Origin of the sequence: Clostridium ljungdahlii (assembly GCF_001636845.1) — a bacterium.
Taxonomy (GTDB): Bacteria; Bacillota; Clostridia; order Clostridiales; family Clostridiaceae; genus Clostridium_B; species Clostridium_B ljungdahlii_A.
In genome coordinates, this window is the sequence record NZ_LITT01000006.1 from 80,801 (window position 1) to 105,736 (window position 24,936).

Below are 24,936 nucleotides of genomic sequence, written 5' to 3' on the forward strand. Positions count from 1 at the left end.
GAAAAATTGAACCCTAGCATTATGTAAATGCGGGGTTTAATTTTTATATTAAGCAGTATAATAGAAAGTTTTTTAAATGCATGTATATATAGAGTACCTAAAGGGGAATCTATAATATAATTTAGAACTTTTTTAAATATATGAGGAACTTTTCATTGACAAAAAGAAAAAAATTGAATAAAATAGTGTAAATAGTTATTAAAAGAGATAGAAATTCATTAAAATTTGTAAAAAGTGAATATCTTTTGTCCAGCTCATATATACCCTCAATAAGGAAGGGAGTATCTACCGGAAGCCGTAAATTTCTGACTATGAGCGGAATTATTATGGTACAAGTCATATTAATTTCGCATATATATGTGAATTTAATATGGCTTTTTTATTAAATTTTATCAAAAATAATTAAGTAGAAATATATTATATTATAATTTAGGAGTGATTTTAATTGGCAAAAATTTTAAAAAAAGCATACACTTTCGATGATGTACTTTTAGTACCAAACAAATCAGAGGTCTTACCTAGGGAAGTTTCTTTAGCTACTAATCTAACTAAGACTATAAAGTTAAACATACCTCTTATGAGTGCAGGAATGGATACTGTTACAGACTCAAAAATGGCTATTGCTATGGCAAGAGAAGGCGGCATAGGCATAATACATAAAAATATGACTATAGAAGAACAGGCTATGGAAGTAGACAAGGTAAAAAGACAGGAAAATGGAGTAATAACAGATCCTTTCTTCCTTTCACCTGATAATAGCATAAATGATGCCCTTAGCCTTATGAGTAAGTATAGAATATCTGGAGTACCTATAACCGTAGAAGGAAAATTAGTTGGTATAATTACTAACAGAGATATAGTTTTTGAAACAAACTATGATAAGAAGATTTCCGAGGTTATGACAAGAGAAAAACTTATAACAGCTCCAGAAGATACTACTATAGAAGAAGCTAAAGAAATATTAAAAACAAGTAAAATAGAAAAATTACCTTTAGTAGATAAGGATAATAATTTAAGAGGACTTATAACCATAAAAGATATAGAAAAAGTAAAGAAATTTCCAAATAGTGCTAAAGATTCTAGGGGAAGGCTTTTATGCGGTGCTTCTGTAGGAGTTACAAAAGATATGATGGAAAGAGTAGATGCTCTTGTACAAGTAGGAGTTGATGTTTTAAATGTTGATACAGCTCACGGACATTCTAAGGGAGTTTTAGATGCAGTAAAAACTATAAAAGAAAAATATCCAAAGGCACAAATTATTGCAGGAAATATTGCAACAGCAGAAGCTGCTAAAGATTTAATTGAAGCTGGTGCAGACGCAATTAAGGTAGGTATTGGACCTGGATCTATATGTACTACTAGAGTAGTAGCAGGAGTAGGAGTTCCACAGCTTACTGCAGTAATGGACTGTGTAGAGGAAGCCAATAAATACGGCATACCGGTTATTGCAGATGGGGGAATAAAATATTCAGGAGATATAGTAAAGGCATTAGCTGCTGGAGCAAAAGTAGTTATGATGGGATCGATGTTTGCAGGCTGCGAAGAAGCACCAGGTGAAACTGAAATATATAAGGGAAGAAGTTATAAAGTTTATAGAGGAATGGGTTCTCTAAGTGCAATGGCTTGTGGTAGTAAAGATAGATATTTTCAGGAAGGAAATAAAAAATTAGTTCCAGAAGGTGTAGAAGGAAGGGTTCCTTATAAAGGATCTGTAGCGGATACTGTATTCCAACTTTTAGGAGGAATACGTTCAGGAATGGGATATTTAGGGTCATCTACTTTAAATGATTTATATGAAAAAGCTACTTTTGTAGTTCAATCTTCAGCAGGACTTAGAGAAAGTCATCCACATGATATTTCCATGACTAAAGAAGCTCCAAATTACAGTGTTAGACAGTAAAAATTATAGTCTAATAGAAGTTTTTATAATATAATTGTATTTGTAATGTTTAATATAAAATGATTTTCTATAATTGGTTAGGAGGAAGTTCATGGAAAAAGAGATGGTCGTTGTAGTTGATTTTGGCGGACAATATAATCAACTCATAGCAAGAAGAGTTAGAGAAAATAATGTATACTGCGAAATACTTCCCTATACTTGCTCTATAGATAAGATAAAGGAAAAAAAACCTAACGGAATAATATTTACAGGTGGACCAAATAGCGTATATGGTGAAAATGCTCCTAGAATAAGTGAAGAGATATTTAAATTGGGAGTACCTATTTTAGGTATATGCTATGGACATCAACTTATATGCAATATATTAGGCGGAAAAGTTAAAAGTGCAGAAGTAAGGGAATATGGAAAGACAAAGATAGAACTTGATGCAAATAGTACTTTATTTTCTAATATAGATAAAAATCAAATCTCATGGATGAGTCATACAGATGTTGTATCAGAACCTCCAAAAGGATTTAAAGTAATAGCAAAGACTAATGGATGTCCTGTTGCAGCAATAGAAAACACTGATAAAAAAATATACGGAGTTCAATTCCATCCTGAAGTTGAACACACACCTTTTGGAAAACAAATGCTTTCTAACTTCTTATTTAAGGTATGTAATTTAAAGGGAGATTGGTCTATGTCTTCCTTTGCAGATGAAAAGATAAAATTAATAAAAGAGAAAGTAGGAAATAAGAAGGTAATATGTGCTATGTCTGGTGGAGTTGATTCTTCTGTGGCAGCAGTTCTTGTACATAAGGCTGTAGGGAAGCAGCTTACCTGTATATTTGTAGATCATGGCCTTTTGAGAAAAGATGAAGGCGATCAGGTAGAACATGTATTTAAAAAGCAATTTGACATGAACTTTATAAGAGTAAATGCCAAAGATAGATTTTTAGGAAAATTAAACGGTGTATCGGACCCTGAAAAGAAGAGAAAGATAATAGGAGAAGAGTTTATAAGGGTATTTGAAGAGGAGGCTAGAAAATTAGGAGATATAAGCTTCCTAGTTCAAGGCACTATATACCCAGATGTAGTTGAGAGTGGTCTTGGAACCTCTGCAACTATAAAGAGCCATCATAATGTAGGCGGACTTCCAGAAGACATGGATTTTGAACTCATAGAACCTCTTAGAGAATTGTTTAAAGATGAAGTTAGAGCTGTGGGAGAAGAACTTGGAATTCCTCATAAATTGGTTTGGAGACAGCCTTTTCCAGGACCAGGGCTTGCTATAAGGGTACTTGGAGAAATTACTGAAGAAAAGCTTGCAATAACAAGAGAGGCAGATGCTATATTTAGAGAAGAAATAGCAAATGCAGGACTGGATGAAAAGATATGGCAGTATTTTGCTTGCCTTCCTAATATACGTTCTGTTGGAGTAATGGGTGATGAAAGAACATACTGCTACACAGTTGCACTAAGGGCTGTAGTATCCAGTGATGCTATGACTTCGGATTGGGCAAGAATACCTTATGATGTTTTGGATAAGGTAAGTAGAAGGATAGTTAACGAAGTTAAAGGAGTAAACAGAATTGTTTACGACGTAACTTCTAAGCCTCCAGCTACTATTGAGTGGGAATAGCAGTTATATGCTGTTAAGTTAGTATTTGCAAGGTGTTGCAGTAGATTTATAACAGAATAATTCAGTTAATGAAAAGTAATTAGGATAGAAATATCTTAGTTACTTTTTTCTGTTTTTTGCAGTATTTTAGGAGGTGATTTGTATATGCGAAAAGGTGACATCAAAGGGGGACAATTATTCAAGCAAAAATCAGAGATAAAAAAGACTTATAAAGAATTGTACGAGGAATTCATGTTGTCAATAAAAATAAAAGGCAGGAGCGAATATACACTAAGAAGTTATAAGCACCACAATAAATATTTTATGGAATTTTTAGGAGAAGATACGTTATGCTGTGATATTACAGAAAGGACATTAGAAGAATACATTTTATACATACAGGAGGTGAAGAAGTTAACTAATGGTATAACAATTAATAGTTATCTAAGGAATATTAGTCCAATAATAAAGTTTGGTATAAAGAAAAGATATATACTGGATGACTTTGAAATACCAGTTGTTAAGTATCAAGAAACATTCAAAGAAATTTATACACTAGAAGAATTGAATAGGCTGTTAGAAAAACCTAAGAAAAGAGATTTCACCAGTATTAGAACGTGGACAATATTATGGACACTTGCTAGTACAGGAATTAGAGCAAGAGAGTTAAGAGAATTGAGAGTTAAAGGGGTTGATTTATTAAATAGGAGTATAACTGTAAATGCTACAAAGAATAAGAAAGCAAGATATTTGCCTATAAGTAATTCATTGTCAGAAGTGTTAACGGAGTATTTAGAATTTAGAAGAGGTGATGGAGACGATTATTTATTTCCTTCAGTTTATGGTGAATTAATGGCTCAAAGTACACTACAGAAATGTATAAAGGTATATTGCGATAAAAAAGGAGTTGAAAAGTATTCATTACATTTATTCCGTCATACATTCATAACTAATGCTGTTAACCAGAATGTTAGTCCGTTGATATTACAGAAGATAACAGGACACAGCACAATGAAAGAACTAAACAGATATTATAATGCTAAGACTACAGATATGGTCGGTATTATTGATGATATAGCACCGAAGGTTAACAAAAGAGAAAGTATCTTTAAGTCTACACAAGGCAAGAAGAAATAAAAGGAGTGGATTATTATAGATCATTTAATTGATAACTTTGATGTTTATATTGATTGGGCATTTGGTGATTTTTATAAGGAATGGAAAACAGGTAAGTATAAGAAGTTTTCTGAATGTCCAAGCTATTACGAGTTAAAAACAATAATCAACAGTGTAAATCATTTAAGAAAATATATGGGGTGGGAGGCATTAAGTATAAAAGAAATGATTTGGGATAGAGAAAATTAAAAAGCCACCTATTCGAAGTAGATGACTTTAAATAAAATTGAATATTGTTAAATTAAACCTTAACAATTCCAACAATCCATACGTAAAGTATATTTCAAAAAATGGGATTTGTAAAGGCTTGGTTTCTTATACCCTTTTTTAATGATTACATTGAAGGGTATAGGTCAGTTATAAGGCACTGGAATAACTATAAACAATCCAGTAGGTCAGTTGAGCCGCTGCAAATAAATCAACTACAGGACATAAACACTGTACCCTTCTTCGGTGGTTCTGTGTAAGGCGAGTACAGCCATTAAAGGTACGGAGGTTACTTGGTGTGATATGTTTAAATAACGTAGTCACAGGTAGGCATTGGCGAGCATATGGACAAGTATATATACGTTTGAGTTAATGTTGCAGTAGCAGTAAACAAGAGGGGTATTGAAACGAGGTCGCAAGGCTTTATACCGATTTTTAAGGTTATAAGATAGTTTACTTACTTTCATGTTACAGTTTTTTTTATTGTAATATCAAGGTAGATAAACTATTTCACTCGGAACACAGACATTACCCGATTTTACAAGTTTATAATCAGAAGTCAAGTGATAATACATAGATAAAGATTGATAGCAGGAGGAATTAAAAATGTTTAGAGGATATGCAAGGGTCTCAACGATAGACCAGAATTTAGATAGACAGATACTGGCTTTACAGGAAATTGGCTGTGAAAAGATATATCAGGAAAAGATAACAGGAACTAAAATAGATAGACCAGAGTTACAGAGATTATTGTCAGAATTAGAAGAAGGAGATACGGTTATAGTAAAGGAACTCACCAGAGTATCCAGAAGCACTGCCGATATGCTTAACCTTGTGGAGCAGATTACTAAGAAAGGCTGTTATATAAAGTCCTTAAATGAAAACTGGTTAGATACTGGAAGTCCTACAGGAGAGTTAATGCTGACACTTATGGCTGGTATTGCACAATTTGAAAGAAGGTTGTTGATCCAGAGGTGTAATGAGGGCAGACAGGTTGCTATTTCTAAAGGTGTAAAGATGGGCAGACCAAAAACTGGAGGTAAACAGATGGAATATGCTCTACAGTTATACAAGGATAAAGCAATGTCAATCAGAAAGATATGTGAAGTAACTGGTATTGCAAAAGCGACACTCTGTAGAAGGATTAAGGAATTACAGGAAGTCAGCAGTTAGTACTGTTGGCTTTTGTGAAATATTTATTTACTGTATAATTAATTAAGACGTAATAGTAATAGTTAATGTAGCTTTTGACTGATAATATTCATTGATTTTATGACGGATAGTGAAATTATTGCGAATTAGTTAGACAAAATTGTTCTTTGAAAATTGAATAATACGCTGTTTTGATATTGAATTAAAAAAGAGCTTTATAAGTGGGATAATGAGATTTAATAAGAATATGCTATAATTATCCTTATTATAGTAAAATAGAAGGGTGGAAGTGGAAAAATGTTTATAAAATACGGAGAAGAATCTCATCTACAAGAACTAATGTCAAAAGGATTAATATATTTTAATCCATGCAAATTTTTTCGTGATTTAGAAGCAGAGCAAATGAAAAAAGGAATGGCAGATAGCAATGATGGTGGAATTTCAAATCTTTATAAAAAAGTAAGGCTAGATACTAATGATGGTACTGTTTCAGAAAATCAAAATCAAATTGTGGATTTTATTGTTAAACCTTGCTTAAAGACTCCAGTATTTTGTATCAAGAGAGCCAAAAGTGAAATTATTACTGATAAGGAGCGGTATAATTTAAAGGTTCAATTTCCTAAGCATACGCATGCATTAATAATTGAAGATGAAGACGCTTTTCTTGAGAATATTCGATATAATTTTAGAAACAGGGCATTTAGCCATGATATATTTTATCAAAATGAGTTTCTTAAGAATTTTATTGATTTCCTGTTTTATGGTAAATCGGTAACGAATTTTTATGAACCTAAGAAAAAATCAAGATATTATGCAGAGTTTACTGTAACTTTAAACAATGGGAAAATGAGTAAATTATACATAGATGATTCAAATTTTTATAAGACAATGTTTCGTAAGAATTTATTCTTTAACGAACAAAATGAATTTCGTATAGCTCTTCCCTATGAAACACAAGAAGAAGGGAAAAAGTATCAGATCAATCAAGTAAAAGCAAGACTATGTAGAATTGATGAATTAGTACAAAGTTAATTTGTTAATTGTTTTACACTATTCTTATATGTAGATCTAATCAAGAAAATCGAATAGTAATCCTTAAGCACCGCATTATTCATAAATGAATTTTGGGGCGTTTTTACGTCGTAATACAAATATTATGTTTAAGTATTGCAAATTTAGGATAGATAGACCTTCTTCTTATATTGTTAAGTAACAGAAAGATATTAAAAAGTCAAAAGTGAGGAATAATACTGAAAAGTTACTTAAAGTTTTAAAAACTGCTAGAAAATTTTTATGACTATTTTATTTAAACTGAACAAGTCCCTTCCTTGTATGAGTACCGTTGATTATACTGTTTATACAAGAGTTGAAAATAGTGTGCATACGGTTTATAGGTGAGACCAATGGCAGTGATACCTAGTTCCACCGTTGGCTGGGTTATATTACAGCAATTATTAAATAAGTAAAATATAATCAAAAGTAAAACAAAAGTTAAATAAAGGAAAATAATAAATATAAATGGACATAGTGGTATGACTTGGATACAATAGTATATGATATTAGTAATGGTATAATGTGGCATAGTATCACAGTATATGATAAATTAAATAATAATTAGTAAAATGGTAATAAGTTAGATTAATACTACATAATGTATATTTACTAGCAAATAGTAGCAGTAGTGCCAAGTAGTATTAAGAGAATGATTGGCAGAGATATGACTGTCTATTCTGGATATAACATTTGATACTGATTAATGATACCAGTCAATCCTTGTGATACCAGTAATAAAAAAGTGTCCTCACTATTGATAAGATATGAGGACAACGGGTTTGTAGTACTTACCAGTAGACATAGAGAGTTGGCAATTAGTACCAGTGCATTACAGAAATACATCAAGTGGGTCAGAAAGTGTCCAATAGCAATTAATTGTAAACATAGTTATATATTGGGATAAATGGGCTTTCGATGTTAAATGAAGAATTTACTGGTGATACATACAGGGCTTGGTTCCTGAGGCTTTACGTATTGACTTACAGTGTATAAAAGGTATAAAGAGCCTAGCATAACAACAGATAAAAAAAGAGAAGCCAGCGAATACTGACTTCATCTGATTCCTATTTTCCTATAATTTAACTTAACCAGTCTTTTAACAACATTCTCATTCTTTCACTTGGAATATATAATTGTACCTCTTTCCCTTCCCTTATAGCACTTCTCCAAATCCACTGCAATAATTCTGCTAATGCCAGCTTATCCTCATTTATTTCAATGTCATGAGCCTTAAAGAACTGTTTTATATAGGGTTGAGTAAATCTATTCGCAATATAAGCCATTGATGTTCTTTCTCTAAATTCATTAGTTGCACGAGAATTAACAGCAACAAATCCTTTTGTATATCCCTTACCTTTTAATGAATTTTGGCAGTCTTTAAATGTTGTCCACATATTTTCTTCTGCTGATGTTTTTGTTATATTCCTAAAGAAGTTATATACATTACTTTGAATAGCTTTTAATTGCACAGGTTTCTTAACTAACTTTTTCATATCTGTAGCAGAGAAAGTATATTCTCCATTTCCACAAGTATTTAATTTTCCTTCATAAATGTGTAGTAGTTCTGATATTTTAGTTAAATCATCAATTCCAGTATACTCTACAAGCTTGTATTTGTTATTTGTCGATCTTTCTACAGCTTTATAAATGTACTTTACATCGAATATATCAAAGTAATATTTCTGCAATGAACCATCAAACATATAGGTCAATACGAATACTTCCTCAAATTGCTGGAATACTTCAATAGGAAAAGTCCATAAATAAAAATTCTCTCCATAGTGGTATAAATTATTACAGAAGCACTGTTCCATTACGTTCTTCAATCCACCATCATAGCTTCTATCTGTTCCAACCCATTTAATCCATCTTTTACCATCTTCTATTATTGTTTTACTATCAAATAATATTCTTATATCTTCTTTTACAATATCAAACTTTTCTACAACTTCGACAACTTCATCAAGAATTAATGTATATCTCATTTTCTGTAATAGTTCAATTACTTCTTCATCACATCTCTTAAATAGCGCGTGGGTGCTTACTATGTTTTCTCCTCTGGAAAGTAACTGCTTTAGTCCCTCAAGTTTGCTACCTTTTCTATTCTTAACTGTAGGATCTTTAAAATTCATATCAGGCAGAGAAGTTTTAACCCTCTCCACCTCTGATAAAAATGGCGTTATATAAATGAATTTCTCAAGTAAAGGTGCTTCTCCCATATGTTGAATTGTCCAGCTAGTCTTACCAGTTCCCATTATTGAATCTATCACAGTTATCTTAGACATTTGAAGTGCCTCCAACAACTTTTAATGTAAACACAGTACCGTCCACAAGGTCTAGTTTAGCCATTCCTTTAAAGTCTAGTGTTTTCAAGTGCTTATTTACATTATTTATTTGTGTAGAAGTTAAGGCACACATTGTTTTCTTACTTAATACAATACTTCCACCATTGCCCAAAGCATAAACAAATAGTCTCAACTCAAAATTTCCTAATTGAAAACTTGCTCTCTCTAATAAATGTTCCATAACAGATACCTCCGAATAATTAAGTAAGCAGTAGCATATTACTCTTTCACTGCTCCTACCTACTCTATCCAAGTACCTGTATCTTTTACTACCTATCTTTAATCTTTTTTTAACAATACTTAATTATACATTTTGCAGATTCATAGGCAGCACTAATATACTTTTACTACTTTTCTGTAAAAAAAAGTGCTAAAATAGTTAGAGAATGGCTCTACTACTAGGCTTCAGAGGCCATCTCTTAAAGAGAGGTATATATAGGGTAAGGTAGACTGCTATTCCTGTTAAAGACTTGTTGGGAGTTCCCTACACCCCACAGTCCCTCGCTATCGCTCAGTCCTGTAACCTATTTTGTAATACTATAAAGAGTTTTATCTAGTCCTACAATATGAGAGGGAGAGCCGAGTTTACGAGGTGAATCCCAACAACCTAAGGGCGTTAGTTAACAGTTTATATCTCTGGGACTAATTCTGTAATTAAAGAAGTTGTAGTAAGAATAAGATGGTATCAGTACCTAAAAACACCTCTTAACCATTGATATAACTGGGTTTGGTGGAGATTTAGCGAGGACCATTTTTTTACAATATTTTTAGGGATTTCTGTGGGACTAAAGAGTCTCCTGGCAATATCGCAGACATAAAAAGAAGCCACAGAAATTAATCCTGTGACTTTATTTGCTGTTTAAGCTGTTTCTAAACTCTCAATATGAATATCTAAGTATTTTAACTTCTGTACCAAGAACTCTCTGTCCCTCTGTAATTTCTTTATATAACTTTTACGTGAATAATGCTCTGGAAGCAGTTGGTATAAATCGCGAACAATGTGTTTGTAAAATTCAAATTCTGCTTCAAGTCTATTCATTTCTGCCTTTGTTTCACTGATTTTACTTAGGTATTTATCTTTCTTTTTAATTGACATATCTTCGCTGTAGTTATTAGCTAAATAGTTTGAAGCTCTTGTATATTTGCCTTTGATTGAGCCGAATAATTTACGTTTAGGATTAACTATATTTTCATATATGTGGTTTATAACAGTTTTAACTACATCAATCTGATTTGTTCTTCCTATTTTATTGTATTCAACTTCTAATAGTAATTTTTTCCCATCGAATAATGTACGAAAATCTAACCCGTATACTTTTATTTTTCCGTTTCCTCTAACCAATTCTAAATCGTGCATAATGTTCTCCTTTTTTTTCTGCTTTTTTCAGCAGTGTGCGTATAATGTCCGCCGACTTATTTTGTTTTTCGCTTTCATAGATCATGTAGGTAAAAACTTTATTTTGTGACAGAGAAATTAAAAAGAATATATTGGAAAAACACATACAAAGGTGTATTATGGAAAATAATAGAACTATTTTAGTAGATGAGAATGGAGGAATATTAATGAATTGGGATGAGTACAAAAAAATCCTATCATATTATATTGAATATATTTACAATGCAAAGTTATTAACATACTATTCTATACCTCTTTTTGAAAACTTTCCAGTTAACTTTCCAGATGAAATAAAAATTCCTATAATTAATGAAATGATGGTATCCACAGATAGTTTGCTTAATATGGCAGGGACTTCGGAAAGTGGAGGATTGCATGTTTTAGATAAGCGTAATTCCTATTTTACTAATACATATTATATTTTACTAAATACTTTAATTAATTTTGGTAGAATAAAAGAGGAGTCCTGTGAGGACATTTTCAATTTTAAGAACATAATTCTATATCAAGCACTTGTAACAAATTATTCAAGAATAGACGCTTTTTATAATGATACCATAAAGAGTATCTGTAAAATATGCCCTCAAATTGCTTTAAATTTAATTGATGATGAAAAAGGTAAAAATGATATATCCAATATAAAATCCATGACATGGAAACAAATAATTGAATATGGGAACTACGAAAACATTGTACAAACTATTATTGATGAATTTTCTTATAGACTTGGTTTGAAGTCAATTTCAAAACGTGTGACATTTTTAAAAGAAAAACTGAAACTGAATATTGATATTAATAATGATGAATTAAAAATAATTACTAAAGGAGAAAAGTACAGACATTGTATAATTCATAGGGGTGGAATAGCTGATAAAAAGCTAACAGAAGAGGTAAATGATAAAAAGTTAGTTGAAGGAAAGGAACTGCCTATAGATTTTTTATTGCTTGACAATGTATTTTCAGTAAGTGAAAAGCTTATTTTAAGTATATTTAAAGAAGTATCTATAAAGTATTTTGGAAAGTCAAAAGATGATAAATTCTTAACACCATATAAAGTTATAAAAAATCCTGATTATAAAAAAGATTAAGGGGGAATTACTTATGTCAAGACGAAGAGTATCAAAAGGACAAATTATAATGAAAAAAGAAGAAAAATTACCTAAAATAGCTTCAATTATGCCTGTTGGATTTACTGATGATGATTTTGTTGAGGAATTCAAAAAACTGTACTCAAAATATTGGGAAAACATTATTAAGAGATATAATGAGCATGTAAAATTAAGTAAAGGCAAATCATTTCCAATGCCAGAGCCAAGAAAGTATTTATTAAACGTATCGCGAAAGTATATTCAAGAAGTCAGAAATAAACACGCTCAAGGATGGCTCCCAACAGAGGAAGAAGTTACTGAGATAAAAAAGCAGATTGAAAAAGAAAATAAGAAAAAAGAAAAACCTAAATGTTATCAAGAAAATATACCAGATGATATTGATGAACTTGTTAAAGCTGCAAGAAGCACAGATGATACAAAACGATTGGAAGTTGTTAAGGAGTTAGGTAAATGGAAGTGTCAGAAGTCAAAGGATGTTTTATGGAGAATTATGCTTAGAGATACAAACTATAATATTCAGACAGAAGCGTTTAGAAAATTGCAATCTTTTGGAGAGGATGTAAAACTTCCTAAAAAGAAAAAAAGAAAATAGTAAAAGAAAGAATAGTCTTAAAATATAGCTATGATTGCTGATTTTATTACGGATTATACTATAGATATTGCTGTTATACTCGTAGCACTAGAAAGAGAAGTAACGCCACTGGCTAACTAGCTGTAATGCTAATAGCTGGTGGCTTCTTTTTTTATCTCTTATGTCACAAACCTATTTTTATACCTACATGACTTATGAAAATAAATTAAAGCCGAAGGGCAAAACACTTAGGAGGATATAAAAATGGAGAATAATTTAGTTGTATTTAACAATGAGCAATTTGGGGCAGTGAGAACAGTGGCAATGAATAATGAGCCTTGGTTTGTAGCGAAAGATGTAGCAGATATTCTTGGATATAGCCAAACACAAGCAATGCTAAAGAGATTAGATGAAGAAGATTTTATGTCATCCAAATTGGATGGTATGAATATGCTGTCAACAATAATCAATGAAAGTGGACTTTACTCAGCAATCCTTGGAAGCAAAAAACCAGAAGCAAAGAAGTTTAAAAGATGGGTAACAGCAGAAGTGCTTCCTACTATCCGTAAAAATGGAATGTATATTACAGATAAATTATTAGATGACACAGACTTTTTGGTAAAAACTGTAGCTAGGTTAGCAGAAGAAAGAAAAGCAAGACTACTTTTAGAACAACAGAACGCAGAAAAAACAGCACTTATTGAGGAGCAGAAACCGAAGATAGATTATTTTAATGCTTTCATGAGTGATGGAAAGACAGGTACTACAACACAATTAGCTGGTTATATTAATCAATACTTTAGGATTACACTGTCAGCACAGACTTTAAATAAATTGCTGTTAGAAATGGGTGTGTTAAATAAGAAGGTTGGCTGGTCTATAAGTAAGAAAACTGGTAAACCAAAGCACAAGGGCAACTACATTATAAACACTAAATATGCTGGTATGGGATGGCACGTATATGTACAAGGTGTAGCTGATGATGGAACTAGCTCCACTCAACTTAGATGGACTAATATAGGGGTTTATGAAATAATCCAATTCATAGACAAGCATAAGCAAAAATACGGTATTGCATAGAACAAACAGGGGGAGGTAGAAATTACCTCTCTTTTTATTTTGTCTTTTATGTCACAAAGTTAATTTACTGCCTACATGACTACTGAAAACAAATTAAAGCTGGAGAGCAAGAAACTCAGGAGGATATAAAATGGAAAATAGTTTAATAAAGGTTGTAAATCAGGATGGACAATTAGTTGTAAGCAGTAGACAGGTAGCAGAAAATTTTGGTAAGCAACATGGTCATGTGATGGAGAAAATAGCTGGATTAGAAACTGAAATTCAACCAATCGAAAATTCGAGTGGTTACTTTATACCTACAGAATACAAGGATTTAAAAGGGGAACTAAGAAAAGAGTACCTACTAACAAGAGATGGTTTCACTTTAACAGTTATGGGATTCACAGGAGCAAAGGCTCTACAGTGGAAACTAAAATATATTGAAGCATTTAATAAAATGGAACAGGCATTAAAAGAACAACAACCAGTATTTGCACTACCACAGACCTATAAAGAAGTGTTGCTATAGTTAGTTAAAGCAGTGGAGGAAAAAGAAGAAGCAGAGGAAGCAAAGAGAATAGCAGAAGCAAAGTCAAAAGCAGATATGAAAAGAGCAATGACAGCATTGCAAAACTCAGGTGTAAAAAGTAGAAAAATAAATAAACTTGAAAAAGAAGTTGAGATATTAGAACACATATTGAATACATAGGTACAACTTTGGATTTATTTAATTTACTCATTTAATAGAAAATAATTACAAAAAATGTGTTGTTTCATAATGAGATAGCTGTCTATAGAAATTGAAAGAGACAGAGTGATTTAATGTTGTTACCTAGGATACTTCAATTCTTCACAGTATGTCTTTTTTTACAGTAAAGCACTGATTAATTAGGGTTAAAGGGGTAGGAAATATGATGGTAACAGATGTACGGCAGAAGCTTATGTTATTTATGCGGGAAAACAATATAACACAGAAGGAACTCGCAAAAGAACTGAATTATAACTATGAACATTTTAATGCTGTAATGGCTGGAAAGTACACAGTGTCTAACAGGCTATATCAAGAAATAGAAAATTTGTTTAGACGATATGGCTATGATAAGGGACTGGATGACAGAGGGAGGTTATAAGCGTGGCAATTGGTTTTATGGATTTTAATAAGGTGTACAAGAGTAACCCAGAAGTAAAAGGAACTCCAATTAAATTAGACAGCAAAACTACTAAGAAATACAAGAAAAGATTATCAGGCAAGACAATTTCACAAGTAGACAGTGAATACTGGGATTATATTTTTGAACTGTTGAACACTGCTTCACAATACACTCAGCAAGAAAAGAACGAGATAGTTGTACAAATTTCGGAATACTACTGTATACAAACTAGCTATCAAATTAGAAGTGAAATGCTAACTGCTCTCGCAGATTTTTTGCTTGATGAATGTTTAACGAATAAAGACGTTGACAAGGTTTCTAATACAGAATATCCAATACTATCATTTAGACAGATACACCGTAGATATTTGAGAGAACAAACACTTGGGGCAGAGGTACTGCAATATGCTGATAATAAAAAGAATTATAATTTTCCACAGAAACGTAGAACTACAGAAACATCAGAGAATAAATAAAACGGAGGTATGCAGATATGTCAAGTTATACAGGGGATTTAATAACAGAAGTATCACAGGAACTACAGGAGTTAAGGGTATTAATTGCAGAGGTTAAAGATGAGACAGATAAAATAGCAAAAGAAATTACTGAGATATCCTTTAGAATAGAAAGCCTAAAAATAGACAAGCTGTTTGTAGAAAGACTAGAAGTAAAAGGACTGGAAATAAAACTAAAAGGAGCTTTATAAGATATAAGTAGGAGAGATACAAAGCTTATCACATATTGTATAGGGGACACAGCAGAGCAGTTCATAATAGATAAGTTTGCTGTAGGTAAGGAGCAAGCTGAGGAACTGGCAAAAGAGTTTAGTAAATTGTGTTTAGAAGAATTGTTGAAGAGGTTAGGAGGGTAAAAATGAATATACAGTTTTCACAGGATTTAATCCGATACTTAGCTGTTTATCTTGGGACTACACTGGGAGAAATAGCAAAAGAGCCAGACTTCCCATACAGCAAACCATTATTATACAAGGTGGCAAATGGCAGTATCCAAGTAAGTGAACAGCTAAACGAAGCTTTCAATAAATACTGGAGAGACAGAGAATTAAATTCCGAGGACTTGTCAAACCTATATCAGCTAATAGACCTTATAGAAACTGGAAGAAACAGAAAGAACATGAGGTAAAAAAGTATAAAGGAGAAGAATAAAATGACTAAGAATAAACAGAAAATTATAACTCAAAAGGGAGTAACAGCAAAGAAGTACCAAGACATTTTTAAAGGTGCTAAGGAATCAGGAAATATCGTAAAGACTACAAAAACTACAAAGTTTAAGGGAGGAAAATAAACAATGGCAATGAGAGTAGGAAATAAAGGCTTATTTAATATAGCAGAGGTTAACAATTATATAGGAAAATTCGAGGATAAACTTCAACAGAGCAATAATAGAATTAGTGCGTTACAATCAGATATTGAGAAGATTGACGCAGAACTGGACAAAGCAATGGAAGCTGATATACTGGAGGATTCAGCAAGTAGTAGAAAAATATTGTCTAATCTACAAGCAAGAAAAGCAAACTTAGAAAGTCAGTTAGATACAGAAGTTAAAAAGGTAATAAAAATTAAAGAAATTATGACAGAGGGTTTAAGTAGGTTAATTCCAGAAGCTTCAAAGCAAATTCAAGCAGATTTACAAACTTATAATGACTGCGTAGAGAAGGAGATATACAGACAACTAATGGAAGTAAGGCAGAAGCAAGAGGAGTTACTACTGACTCTACAAGTGGCTCATAATACTGTAATAAATGAAATATTTAAATATGATGAAATCTGTAACTTTGCTGGTATGGAGCAGTACAAAAGGTCACTAAGCAATCAGTCATTCCACAATAATCTTTTCATGCCACATAGAAGCTTCTCAGAGTATGGCAGCCCTTTAATAAATTGTTCTAACCTTCCATTAATAGAAGATGTTTTAATGAGAAGTAGAGCAGAATCAAATGCTGTATATAATACTGATAGAGAAAGAATGGGATTAGAAAAGGAGCAGTTGCCACAGGCTAAAACATTTAAAGATATAGACATAGAAAAGTTTTTAAAAGGAATAAAAGCATAGTAGAGACTGGGGAAGTTTTATAGCTTCCATGTTAAGGAGGTTAGAACAGTGGGCAATGAGGATAAAGATAAACTGGATGAACTGGTGGAAGCAGAGATAGTTAACGTAGATGAAAATGGTATGCCTGTAAGAAGTGAGGAATATTCCAAAGCTGGTGGCAAAAGAAAGAACTACAGTGAGAGTGAAGTTGTAGCTATTATTCTTCCTTATATATATGAAGATATTTCAGTTAGTTCCAGAGAGATTGCCCGAAGAACTGGATTAGACGCAAGGACAGTGAACAAGTATAGGAAATCGGAGTTATTCAAACAGAAACTAGCAGAGTTGACCAATGATAAATTACTGTCACTAAGATGTATGGCACTGGACGAACTCGAGAAGATTGTAAAAGATAAAACTGTCAGTCCAAACACTAAGATAAAAGCAATACATGAGATCCTTCAGCACTCGGTTTCTGTAGCAGAATTGGCAATGCAAGCTGGAAAAGAAGCAAAACCGATAGACATTAATGTGCTGTTAAAAGAAATAGAAAATATGTAAGAGTTAATAAAGAGTAGATAGCTTATAACATTGCTGTCTGCTCTCTCTTTTTTATACCTATTTTGCTGTTGTGTTGCTTGTAGATTTTCTGTTAAATAATACCTGTAGATAGAAGTGATAAAACATGGTAACATAGAGATATATTTAAGTTACTTTTCACTAATTTTGAATTATAAATCTGAATATAAATCTGTTCAAACCTTGTAAGTAGAAGGATAGTTAACGAAGTTAAAGGAGTAAACAGAATTGTTTATGACGTAACTTCCAAACCACCTTCCACAATTGAATGGGAATAAAGGATATATATTTAAATTTAATATTAGTAAAATGGAGTGCTGTAGAAATACTTTTTAAGTAGTTTTGCAGCACTCTATTTTGGTATATATGAAAAAAATTACCTAGAAAAGTCAACCAAATTAAGTATTAATAAGGCATATTTATAATTGATAGAATTAAATTTTTATAATATACTGAAAATATATGATTATTTAAATTACGATAGAATAAACAATTATAACTGAAATTAGGGCGCAAATTTACAAATATTTTATAATTGAAGTAGGAAGGAAGGAATTTATTATGATTTCTATAAACATCCTGGAACAGTTAAAAGCTATATTAGAATTGCAATTAGATATGATACCTGGTGGAGTGTTATATTTAATTATTGAAGGAGATACATTTACATGGAGAAAAGCATCAAAGCAATTTGATTTGGATATGTTTAAGATTGGTGATAAATTAAATTCAAACAGTGTAGTAAGTAGGGCAATGAAAGAAAATAGAAAATTGATGGAAAATGTTCCAAGATCTCTTTATGGGGTAAGATTAAAGATAATTGCAGAACCCTTAGTTGATGAAAGTGGAAAAGTTGTTGGAGCACTTTCAATTGTATTTCCAAGGCTTCACCCTGTAGCAAAATCCTTTAATAATTTTGCACCTGTTTTATCCGAAATGTTTCCAGAAGGAGCTTTTATATATATGACTGATTTATACAAAGTAGCATATAGACAAGCCTCAAAACAGTTTGATATGCCTGCTGTAACTGTAGGATATAAATTAGTAGAAGGCGACATTGCAAAAGAGGTTATAGATAAGAAAAAACAAGTTACAGTAGAACTTGATAGTTCAAAGTATGGAATTCCTGCTTTAGTTACATGTTTACCATTGTTTGATGAAGAAAATTCAAATGAAATTGTGGCCACATTGGGAATAGTGATTCCCAAAAAAGTTGCAGGCGATCTAAAAGATATGTCTGCTAATCTTGAAAGTGGTATTTCTGGGATTGCTTCTGCAATTGAGCAGTTATCCGTATCTGCAACAAACATACACTCAAATGAAATGGATCTTAATAATGGTATTAAGGAAGTAATAAATTTGTCTGAAGAAATTAACGAAGTATCAGTGTTTATAAAAAATATTGCTGATGAAACAAATATGCTTGGTTTGAATGCTGCTATAGAGTCAGCCAGAGCAGGAGAAAGTGGAAAAGGCTTTGAGGTTGTTGCACAGCAGATAAGAAAATTATCTAAACAATCAAAAGATACAGTTCCACAAATTAAAAAATTAACGGATAGTATCAAACAGAAAGTTGATGAAACTCGTGAAAAAAGTCAGGGTTCTCTAGCAGAAAGTCAAGAACAAGCTTCTGCTACAGAGGAAATTACGGCGAGTATACAAGAATTGACTTCTATGTCAGCAGAATTAAATAAAATTGCACATAAATTGTAAAGGAACGTTGTATTATAAAAATGTATTTAAGAGTGTATCATAACAGTATATGGTTGTGATACACTTTTAATATGCAATATAGTAATTACCTAAGTTTGCATAAACAAAGTTTTAGTTGTTTTTAGTGTTGTCATTTCTAGAATTTGTATATTGTTCTTGTAGGTTTCGCATAAAATATTGGAAGCTAAAAGAATATTTTGGCTAATACAAACGCCTAATTAGTATGTTTTGATAGAAAGGAGGATTTAAATTGAAGCGTATAGACAGAATATATAATTATTTACTTGACAATACCGCAAAACTTGATTTAAATGCTATAAATGAAAAAAGGGGATTTAGCGCATCAGAGATATCAAAAGAATTAAATATGCTTAGAAATAATGTTAGTATGGAATTAAATTTACTTCTTAGAAATAGAAAAATAATAAAAATTAAAGGAAGGCCGGTATTATTTTTAGAAAAAGATACTGTAGAAAATATTATTGGATATAAGTTAGAAGATGAATCTTTAGTGTTTGAGAACATAGATGAATTAATTAAATTAAGTAGTAAACATGAAAAAGATAATGATCCATTTAATGATTTGATAGGTGCGCAAACAAGTCTTAAAAATCAAATAGAGCAGGCCAAAGCAGCAGTATTATATCCTCCTAATGGTTTGCATACATTGATTGTTGGACAAACGGGTGTTGGAAAAACATTATTTGCAAATATGATGTACAATTATGCAAAATATACAAAAAAATTTAATAGCAGTGCACCATTCGTAGTGTTTAATTGTGCAGATTACTATAACAATCCACAGCTTTTGATTTCACAAATATTTGGACATGTAAAAGGGGCCTTTACGGGAGCTGATAATGAAAAAAGTGGTTTGGTTCAGAAAGCAGATGGAGGTATACTGTTTTTGGATGAAATACATAGACTCCCGCCAGAAGGTCAAGAAATGATATTTTATTTCATGGATACAGGAACTTATAATAAATTAGGAGAAACTGAAAGAAAAAGAAGGTCTAATGTTCTTATAATAGGAGCAACTACCGAAGATCCAGAATCATCGCTATTGAAAACATTTGTAAGGAGAATACCTATAATAATAACAATTCCTACCTTTGAAGAAAGACCTATAAAGGATAAGTTAGAAATGATCAAATTTTTATTATCCAATGAAGCACATAGGGTAAATAAACCAATAAAAATTGAAGATGAAGCTGTAAAAGCATTGGTGGGCAGTGCTACATTTGGTAATGTAGGACAAATGAAATCCAATATTCAACTTGTGTGTGCAAAAGGTTTTTTAAATAGTATAGATAGTAATAAGTGTATTGAAATTGACTTTAAATCTCTTCCAACAGATATAAAGGATGGAATATTTCATTTAGGTGCTAAAAGAAAGGAAATGGAGGAAATATCAGAATGTATTGATTCACAACTCGTTATTACACCTGATGGAGGATATAAAGCACTTATACATGAAGATCCTTATGAACCTCCATTTAACTTGTATAAAATTATAGAAGATAAAGCTGCAATATTAAAAGATGAAGGTGCAGATAATGAATATATTAAAAACTTTATTACTACAGATATAAATGTCCATATAAAATGCTTTTATGATAAATTTAAGAATGATGTAAAAGATAGAGAAAAGATACTCAAGATAGTAAATGAAGATGTACTTGAATTTGCAGAAGAAATAAAAGATCTTGTTGAAGTAAGGCTGAATAAAAGATTTAATGAAAGATTCTTGTATGCTCTTAGTCTACATTTAAGTGCATTTTTTAAAAGAGTCGAAAATAAAAGAAATTTAAAATATGCTAATGTGGAAGGCATTATTAAAGATAACCCAGATGAATATAATGTTTCTGTTGAAATTAAAGAATTGGTGGAAAGGAAATATGAAATAGTAGTTCCTGATATGGAGGTAGTATATTTGACTTTACTACTTAGCTCAGTTCAGGACACTCAAAATAATGAACATGTTGCACTAATAGTCGCTGCACATGGAAGCAGCACAGCAAGCAGTATGGTAAATGTTGCAAAACAACTTTTAGGTGATGGGGGCATAGAAGCTATAGATATGCCGCTTGAAGTGAATCCTAAAAAAATATTAGATGATGTAACAGAAAAAGTGAAAGAGATGGATATGGGTAAGGGTGTATTACTTCTAGTAGATATGGGATCTCTAGCAAATTTTGATGTTGTTATTACAGAGAAAACTGGTATAAAAGTTAAAAGTATAGATATGGTGTCTACTCCTTTGGTTTTAGAAGCAGTTAGAAAGGCAAATATTTTTGATATGGATTTAGATAGCATATATGATTCACTTAAGGAATTTAGAGGATATGGTAGATATATAGAATATATTACATCTAATGAACATAAAGCTATAATAACTATTTGCAGCAGTGGACAGGGAGCTGCTGAAAAACTTAAGGATTTAGTTAGCGATATTATTGTAAATTTGACAAATGAAAAAATAGATATAATACCTGTAGGTATAAATAAACTTAAGGAAAGAATAAAATCAATAAGAAAAAGTTATTATATTGTTGCTTCTGTTGGAATTATTGATCCAAAGATAGAGGCTCCGTTTATTTCATTAGAGGATTTAATTAATGGATCTGGAGAGAAAAATTTAATGAATATAATACAAAATAATAATATTTTAATAACAAACAGAGGTCAAAATATAGTAGTAAAAGATTTATGTGAAGATAGTTTGAACAGATTTTTGACATTTCTAAATCCATCTAAAATAATAAGTGTATTAATAAGGTTTTCAAGTGTATTAGAAAAAGAGATGGGTTTACATTTTGACAATTTAATGCGTATAAGACTGATAATTCATGTAGGTTGTGCATTAGAGAGAATGGTAATTAAAGATGGTTTAGTATATAAAGATGATGTTTCAAAGTTAAATAATAAGACACTTAAAAGTATTAAAAAGTCTGCTGATATATTCAGAAGTTCATTGAATGTTGTTTTGGATGATGATGAAATTTACTATATTGCTGAAATGTTTGAATAAAGTATATTAAAAACATTACTAAAGATATGTTAGAGTATTAAAAAAATAAAAAAGTGTATCAATGAAAATGATTTCAATCAATTGCAATTGCCTTAAAACACTGATTTTACAATGATATAGTGTTTTAAGGTTTTTTAATACACATCTTTGGTATGAAGTTTGCTATTAATAAGAAGTGTATATCGCAATTAAAGGAGAATAGAAAGCGGTAGAAATTGCAAACGAAAACATGGATATAGTTTAGCTACAGTGTAAGTTTATTCATTAAAAGAGATATTAGATGATAACAGTGAGAGGGGAGGATGATGATTCATAATGAATATAGTATTGGCAAGAATTGATGACAGATTAATACATGGTCAGGTAGCAACAATTTGGTCAAGATACACAAAATGTCAAAGAATAATTGTATGTAATGATGATGTAGAAAAAGACTCAATTAGAAAGATACTTTTGGAACAAGTTTCACCCCCAGGAATTAGAGCAAATGTTTTAGGAATTGATAAGGCGATAAGAGCTTATAATAATCCAAAATATAAAGATGATAAAGTGCTATTTTTATTCACTAATCCAACTGATGTTGTAAGAATGGTTGAGGGTGGAGTAGACATAAAGAGTGTAAATATTGGTGGTATGTCATTTAAGGAAGGAAAAAAACAAATAACTAGTGCAATATCAGTAAACGATACAGACATTGAAGCTTTCAAAAAATTAAATGAAAAAGGCATTGAACTAGAAATAAGAAAAGTTTCTTCAGATTCAAAAGCAGATTTAATGTCAAAACTATAAGCTTTAATGAATTTCAGTTGTAAACCATATTATTGCTTATGATGAGCCCTAAAAATTTTTGCTAAAACAAGCATCTTTGCTGAAGTGAAACCAAATGTCATTATAATTCGTAGATTAATTGAAATATATTATAATCATTCTTTTTGGTTATGGGTTCTTCAGAACTTTTATATAAATTTTTCTGTAACAAATAAAAAGTAGGAGGTATAAATAATGGTAGGAATTATTCTTGCTAGTCACGGGGAATTTGCTAAAGGCATCTTGCAATCTGCTGCAATGATTTTCGGAAAACAAGAAAACGTACAAGCTATTACGCTGATGCCTAGTGAAGGTCCTGATGATGTTAAAGCAAAAATGAAAGACGCAATTGCATCCCTTGACAACCAAGATGAAGTTTTATTCTTAGTTGATCTTTGGGGCGGTACACCATTCAACCAAGCGAATAGTCTATTTGAAGAACACAAAGATAAATGGGCAATCGCCGCTGGTATGAATCTACCAATGATGATTGAAGCTTATGCTTTACGTTCTTCAATGAAATCTGCACAGGAAATTGCGGCTCATATCTTAAAAACAGCTAAAGAAGGAGTTAAAGTTAAGCCTGAAGAATTAGAACCAGCAGATAATGGTAAGTCTTCAGAAGCTTCGGTGGGGAAATCTAATGTAGGCGCACCTGGATCATTCGAATATGTTTTAGCTCGTATTGATTCTCGTTTACTTCATGGACAAGTAGCTACTGCTTGGACAAAAACTGTGAATCCTACACGAATTATTGTCGTGTCAGATGCAGTAGCCAGAGATGAGCTCCGTAAGAAATTGATTCAACAGGCTGCTCCTCCAGGTGTTAAAGCTCATGTTGTTCCAATTAATCAGATGATTAAACTTGCAAAGGATGATCAACATTTTGGAGGACAACGTGCGTTACTTCTTTTTGAAAATCCAGAAGATGTACTTAGAGTGGTAGAAGGGGGAGTACCTTTGAAGACAATCAATGTTGGTTCTATGGCTCACTCTATAGGTAAAGTTCAACCAAACAAAGTGCTTGCTTTCAATCAAGAAGATATTGATACTTTCAATAAGCTCAAACGAGCTGGACTTAATTTTGATGTTCGTAAAGTTCCAGGTGATTCAAAAGAAAATATGAACCAAATACTTAAAAAAGCACAAGATGAATTAAATAAATTAAAATAATCTAACTATTTAAGAGAAATGGAGGATTAATAATCATGAGTTTAAATATTATTCAAATGATATTAGTCGTTTTCGTAGCATTTCTAGCTGGTATGGAAGGTATCTTGGATGAATTTCATTTCCACCAACCAGTAATTGCTTGTACGTTAATCGGCTTAGTTACAGGTAACTTAGTACCATGTTTAATCTTAGGTGGTACTCTTGAAATGATTGCTTTAGGTTGGGCAAATATCGGTGCTGCTGTAGCACCAGATGCAGCATTAGCATCTGTTGCATCCGCAATTATTCTAGTTCTTGGTGGACAAGGTAAAGCAGGAGTTTCTTCTGCTATCGCTATTGCTATTCCGTTAGCAGTTGCAGGACTATTATTAACTATTATTTGTCGTACAATCGCTACAGCGTTTGTACATTTCATGGATAAAGCTGCTAAAGAAGGAAATATAAAAAAGGTTGAAATGTGGCATATCATTGCTATTTGCATGCAGGGTATACGTATTGCACTTCCAGCAGCCTTGATCTTAGCAATTGGTGCTGGCCCAATTCGTGAATTACTTAATTCTATGCCTACTTGGTTAACAGAAGGCTTAGCAATTGGTGGTGGAATGGTAGTAGCTGTTGGTTATGCAATGGTAATAAACATGATGGCTACGAAAGAAGTATGGCCATTCTTTGCAATTGGTTTTGTATTAGCAACCGTTTCACAAATTACACTTATTGGATTAGGTGCAATCGGTGTATCCTTAGCTCTTCTTTACTTATCGCTTAGTAAACAAGGCGGTTCAGGTAATGGTGGAAGTTCAAATACTGGTGACCCGTTAGGCGATATTATTGATAGATACTAAGAAGGGAGAGAATAAGA

25 protein-coding genes, 1 pseudogene and 1 riboswitch are annotated in these 24,936 nt (G+C 31.8%); of the genes and pseudogenes, 23 read left to right on the forward strand and 3 right to left on the reverse strand.

Going from position 1 to position 24,936, the window contains the following annotated elements:
• Positions 1-234 precede the first annotated feature (234 nt).
• A riboswitch (purine riboswitch) is annotated at positions 235-332 on the forward strand.
• Between the two features lie 113 nt (positions 333-445).
• The 5 genes from guaB (at position 446) to WY13_RS03460 (ending at position 7,070) form a co-directional block, all read left to right on the forward strand.
• Positions 446-1,900, forward strand: a complete 1,455-nt coding sequence (gene guaB, locus WY13_RS03440) for an IMP dehydrogenase (protein WP_063554313.1) — start codon at positions 446-448, stop codon at positions 1,898-1,900.
• 91 nt (positions 1,901-1,991) lie between these two features.
• On the forward strand, positions 1,992-3,524 hold the full coding sequence (gene guaA / locus WY13_RS03445) for a glutamine-hydrolyzing GMP synthase (protein WP_063554314.1): 1,533 nt from the start codon (positions 1,992-1,994) through the stop codon (positions 3,522-3,524).
• A gap of 144 nt (positions 3,525-3,668) precedes the next feature.
• Positions 3,669-4,640 (forward strand): tyrosine-type recombinase/integrase, encoded by a 972-nt coding sequence (locus tag WY13_RS03450; RefSeq protein WP_063554315.1) that lies wholly within the window; start codon positions 3,669-3,671, stop codon positions 4,638-4,640.
• 852 nt (positions 4,641-5,492) lie between these two features.
• Complete coding sequence (locus WY13_RS03455; RefSeq protein WP_063554316.1) at positions 5,493-6,059, forward strand: recombinase family protein; 567 nt, start codon at positions 5,493-5,495, stop codon at positions 6,057-6,059.
• 276 nt (positions 6,060-6,335) lie between these two features.
• Positions 6,336-7,070 carry a hypothetical protein gene (locus WY13_RS03460; protein ID WP_063554317.1) on the forward strand — a complete coding sequence of 245 codons (735 nt, stop codon included), beginning with the start codon at positions 6,336-6,338 and terminating at the stop codon, positions 7,068-7,070.
• 1,100 nt (positions 7,071-8,170) lie between these two features.
• Here the strand turns inward: WY13_RS03460 and WY13_RS03465 are convergent.
• The 3 genes from WY13_RS03465 to WY13_RS03475 form a co-directional block, all read right to left on the reverse strand.
• Complete coding sequence (locus WY13_RS03465; protein ID WP_063554318.1) at positions 8,171-9,376, reverse strand: hypothetical protein; 1,206 nt, start codon at positions 9,374-9,376, stop codon at positions 8,171-8,173.
• Entirely contained in the window at positions 9,369-9,617 is a 249-nt protein-coding gene (locus WY13_RS03470; RefSeq protein WP_063554319.1) for a hypothetical protein, read from the reverse strand. The genes WY13_RS03465 and WY13_RS03470 overlap by 8 nt, the downstream gene beginning before the upstream one ends.
• Before the next feature lie 678 nt (positions 9,618-10,295).
• Positions 10,296-10,793 (reverse strand): hypothetical protein, encoded by a 498-nt coding sequence (locus WY13_RS03475; protein WP_063554320.1) that lies wholly within the window; start codon positions 10,791-10,793, stop codon positions 10,296-10,298.
• A gap of 158 nt (positions 10,794-10,951) precedes the next feature.
• On the opposite strand from WY13_RS03475, the gene WY13_RS03480 reads away from it, so the two are divergent.
• The 18 genes and pseudogenes from WY13_RS03480 to WY13_RS03550 all read left to right on the forward strand — a co-directional run bounded on the left by WY13_RS03480 (position 10,952) and on the right by WY13_RS03550 (position 24,919).
• A complete protein-coding gene (locus WY13_RS03480; protein ID WP_063554321.1) occupies positions 10,952-11,920 on the forward strand; it encodes a hypothetical protein in 969 nt (322 codons plus the stop codon).
• 13 nt (positions 11,921-11,933) lie between these two features.
• Positions 11,934-12,533, forward strand: coding sequence for a HEAT repeat domain-containing protein (locus WY13_RS03485; RefSeq protein ID WP_063554322.1), 600 nt, complete (start codon positions 11,934-11,936; stop codon positions 12,531-12,533).
• 243 nt (positions 12,534-12,776) lie between these two features.
• Complete coding sequence (locus WY13_RS21300) at positions 12,777-13,592, forward strand: BRO family protein (protein ID WP_192844982.1); 816 nt, start codon at positions 12,777-12,779, stop codon at positions 13,590-13,592.
• 130 nt (positions 13,593-13,722) lie between these two features.
• Positions 13,723-14,100 (forward strand): Rha family transcriptional regulator, encoded by a 378-nt coding sequence (locus tag WY13_RS03495; RefSeq protein WP_063554323.1) that lies wholly within the window; start codon positions 13,723-13,725, stop codon positions 14,098-14,100.
• Between the two features lie 12 nt (positions 14,101-14,112).
• Positions 14,113-14,280: a hypothetical protein gene (locus WY13_RS20825; RefSeq protein ID WP_156498956.1), complete on the forward strand. Its 168-nt coding sequence runs from the start codon at positions 14,113-14,115 to the stop codon at positions 14,278-14,280.
• Between the two features lie 202 nt (positions 14,281-14,482).
• Complete coding sequence (locus WY13_RS03500; protein WP_063554324.1) at positions 14,483-14,701, forward strand: transcriptional regulator; 219 nt, start codon at positions 14,483-14,485, stop codon at positions 14,699-14,701.
• A 2-nt stretch (positions 14,702-14,703) separates the two neighbouring features.
• Positions 14,704-15,198: a hypothetical protein gene (locus tag WY13_RS03505; protein WP_063554325.1), complete on the forward strand. Its 495-nt coding sequence runs from the start codon at positions 14,704-14,706 to the stop codon at positions 15,196-15,198.
• A gap of 17 nt (positions 15,199-15,215) precedes the next feature.
• Positions 15,216-15,428: a hypothetical protein gene (locus tag WY13_RS03510; RefSeq protein ID WP_063554326.1), complete on the forward strand. Its 213-nt coding sequence runs from the start codon at positions 15,216-15,218 to the stop codon at positions 15,426-15,428.
• 128 nt (positions 15,429-15,556) lie between these two features.
• Positions 15,557-15,865: a hypothetical protein gene (locus WY13_RS03515; RefSeq protein WP_156498957.1), complete on the forward strand. Its 309-nt coding sequence runs from the start codon at positions 15,557-15,559 to the stop codon at positions 15,863-15,865.
• A gap of 24 nt (positions 15,866-15,889) precedes the next feature.
• Complete coding sequence (locus tag WY13_RS20830; protein WP_156498958.1) at positions 15,890-16,027, forward strand: hypothetical protein; 138 nt, start codon at positions 15,890-15,892, stop codon at positions 16,025-16,027.
• 3 nt (positions 16,028-16,030) lie between these two features.
• Positions 16,031-16,795, forward strand: a complete 765-nt coding sequence (locus WY13_RS03520; protein WP_063554328.1) for a hypothetical protein — start codon at positions 16,031-16,033, stop codon at positions 16,793-16,795.
• A gap of 48 nt (positions 16,796-16,843) precedes the next feature.
• On the forward strand, positions 16,844-17,335 hold the full coding sequence (locus tag WY13_RS03525; RefSeq protein WP_063554329.1) for a hypothetical protein: 492 nt from the start codon (positions 16,844-16,846) through the stop codon (positions 17,333-17,335).
• Between the two features lie 203 nt (positions 17,336-17,538).
• Positions 17,539-17,631, forward strand: a pseudogene (locus WY13_RS20320) (hypothetical protein); the annotation flags it as partial.
• A gap of 283 nt (positions 17,632-17,914) precedes the next feature.
• Positions 17,915-19,066, forward strand: coding sequence for a methyl-accepting chemotaxis protein (locus WY13_RS03530; protein WP_063554330.1), 1,152 nt, complete (start codon positions 17,915-17,917; stop codon positions 19,064-19,066).
• A 250-nt stretch (positions 19,067-19,316) separates the two neighbouring features.
• Positions 19,317-22,097: a sigma 54-interacting transcriptional regulator gene (locus WY13_RS03535; RefSeq protein ID WP_063554331.1), complete on the forward strand. Its 2,781-nt coding sequence runs from the start codon at positions 19,317-19,319 to the stop codon at positions 22,095-22,097.
• 315 nt (positions 22,098-22,412) lie between these two features.
• Positions 22,413-22,886 carry a mannose/fructose/sorbose PTS transporter subunit IIB gene (locus tag WY13_RS03540; RefSeq protein WP_063554332.1) on the forward strand — a complete coding sequence of 158 codons (474 nt, stop codon included), beginning with the start codon at positions 22,413-22,415 and terminating at the stop codon, positions 22,884-22,886.
• 213 nt (positions 22,887-23,099) lie between these two features.
• Positions 23,100-24,077 (forward strand): mannose/fructose/sorbose PTS transporter subunit IIA, encoded by a 978-nt coding sequence (locus WY13_RS03545; RefSeq protein WP_063554333.1) that lies wholly within the window; start codon positions 23,100-23,102, stop codon positions 24,075-24,077.
• 35 nt (positions 24,078-24,112) lie between these two features.
• On the forward strand, positions 24,113-24,919 hold the full coding sequence (locus WY13_RS03550) for a PTS mannose/fructose/sorbose transporter subunit IIC (protein ID WP_063554334.1): 807 nt from the start codon (positions 24,113-24,115) through the stop codon (positions 24,917-24,919).
• Positions 24,920-24,936: the final 17 nt, after the last annotated feature.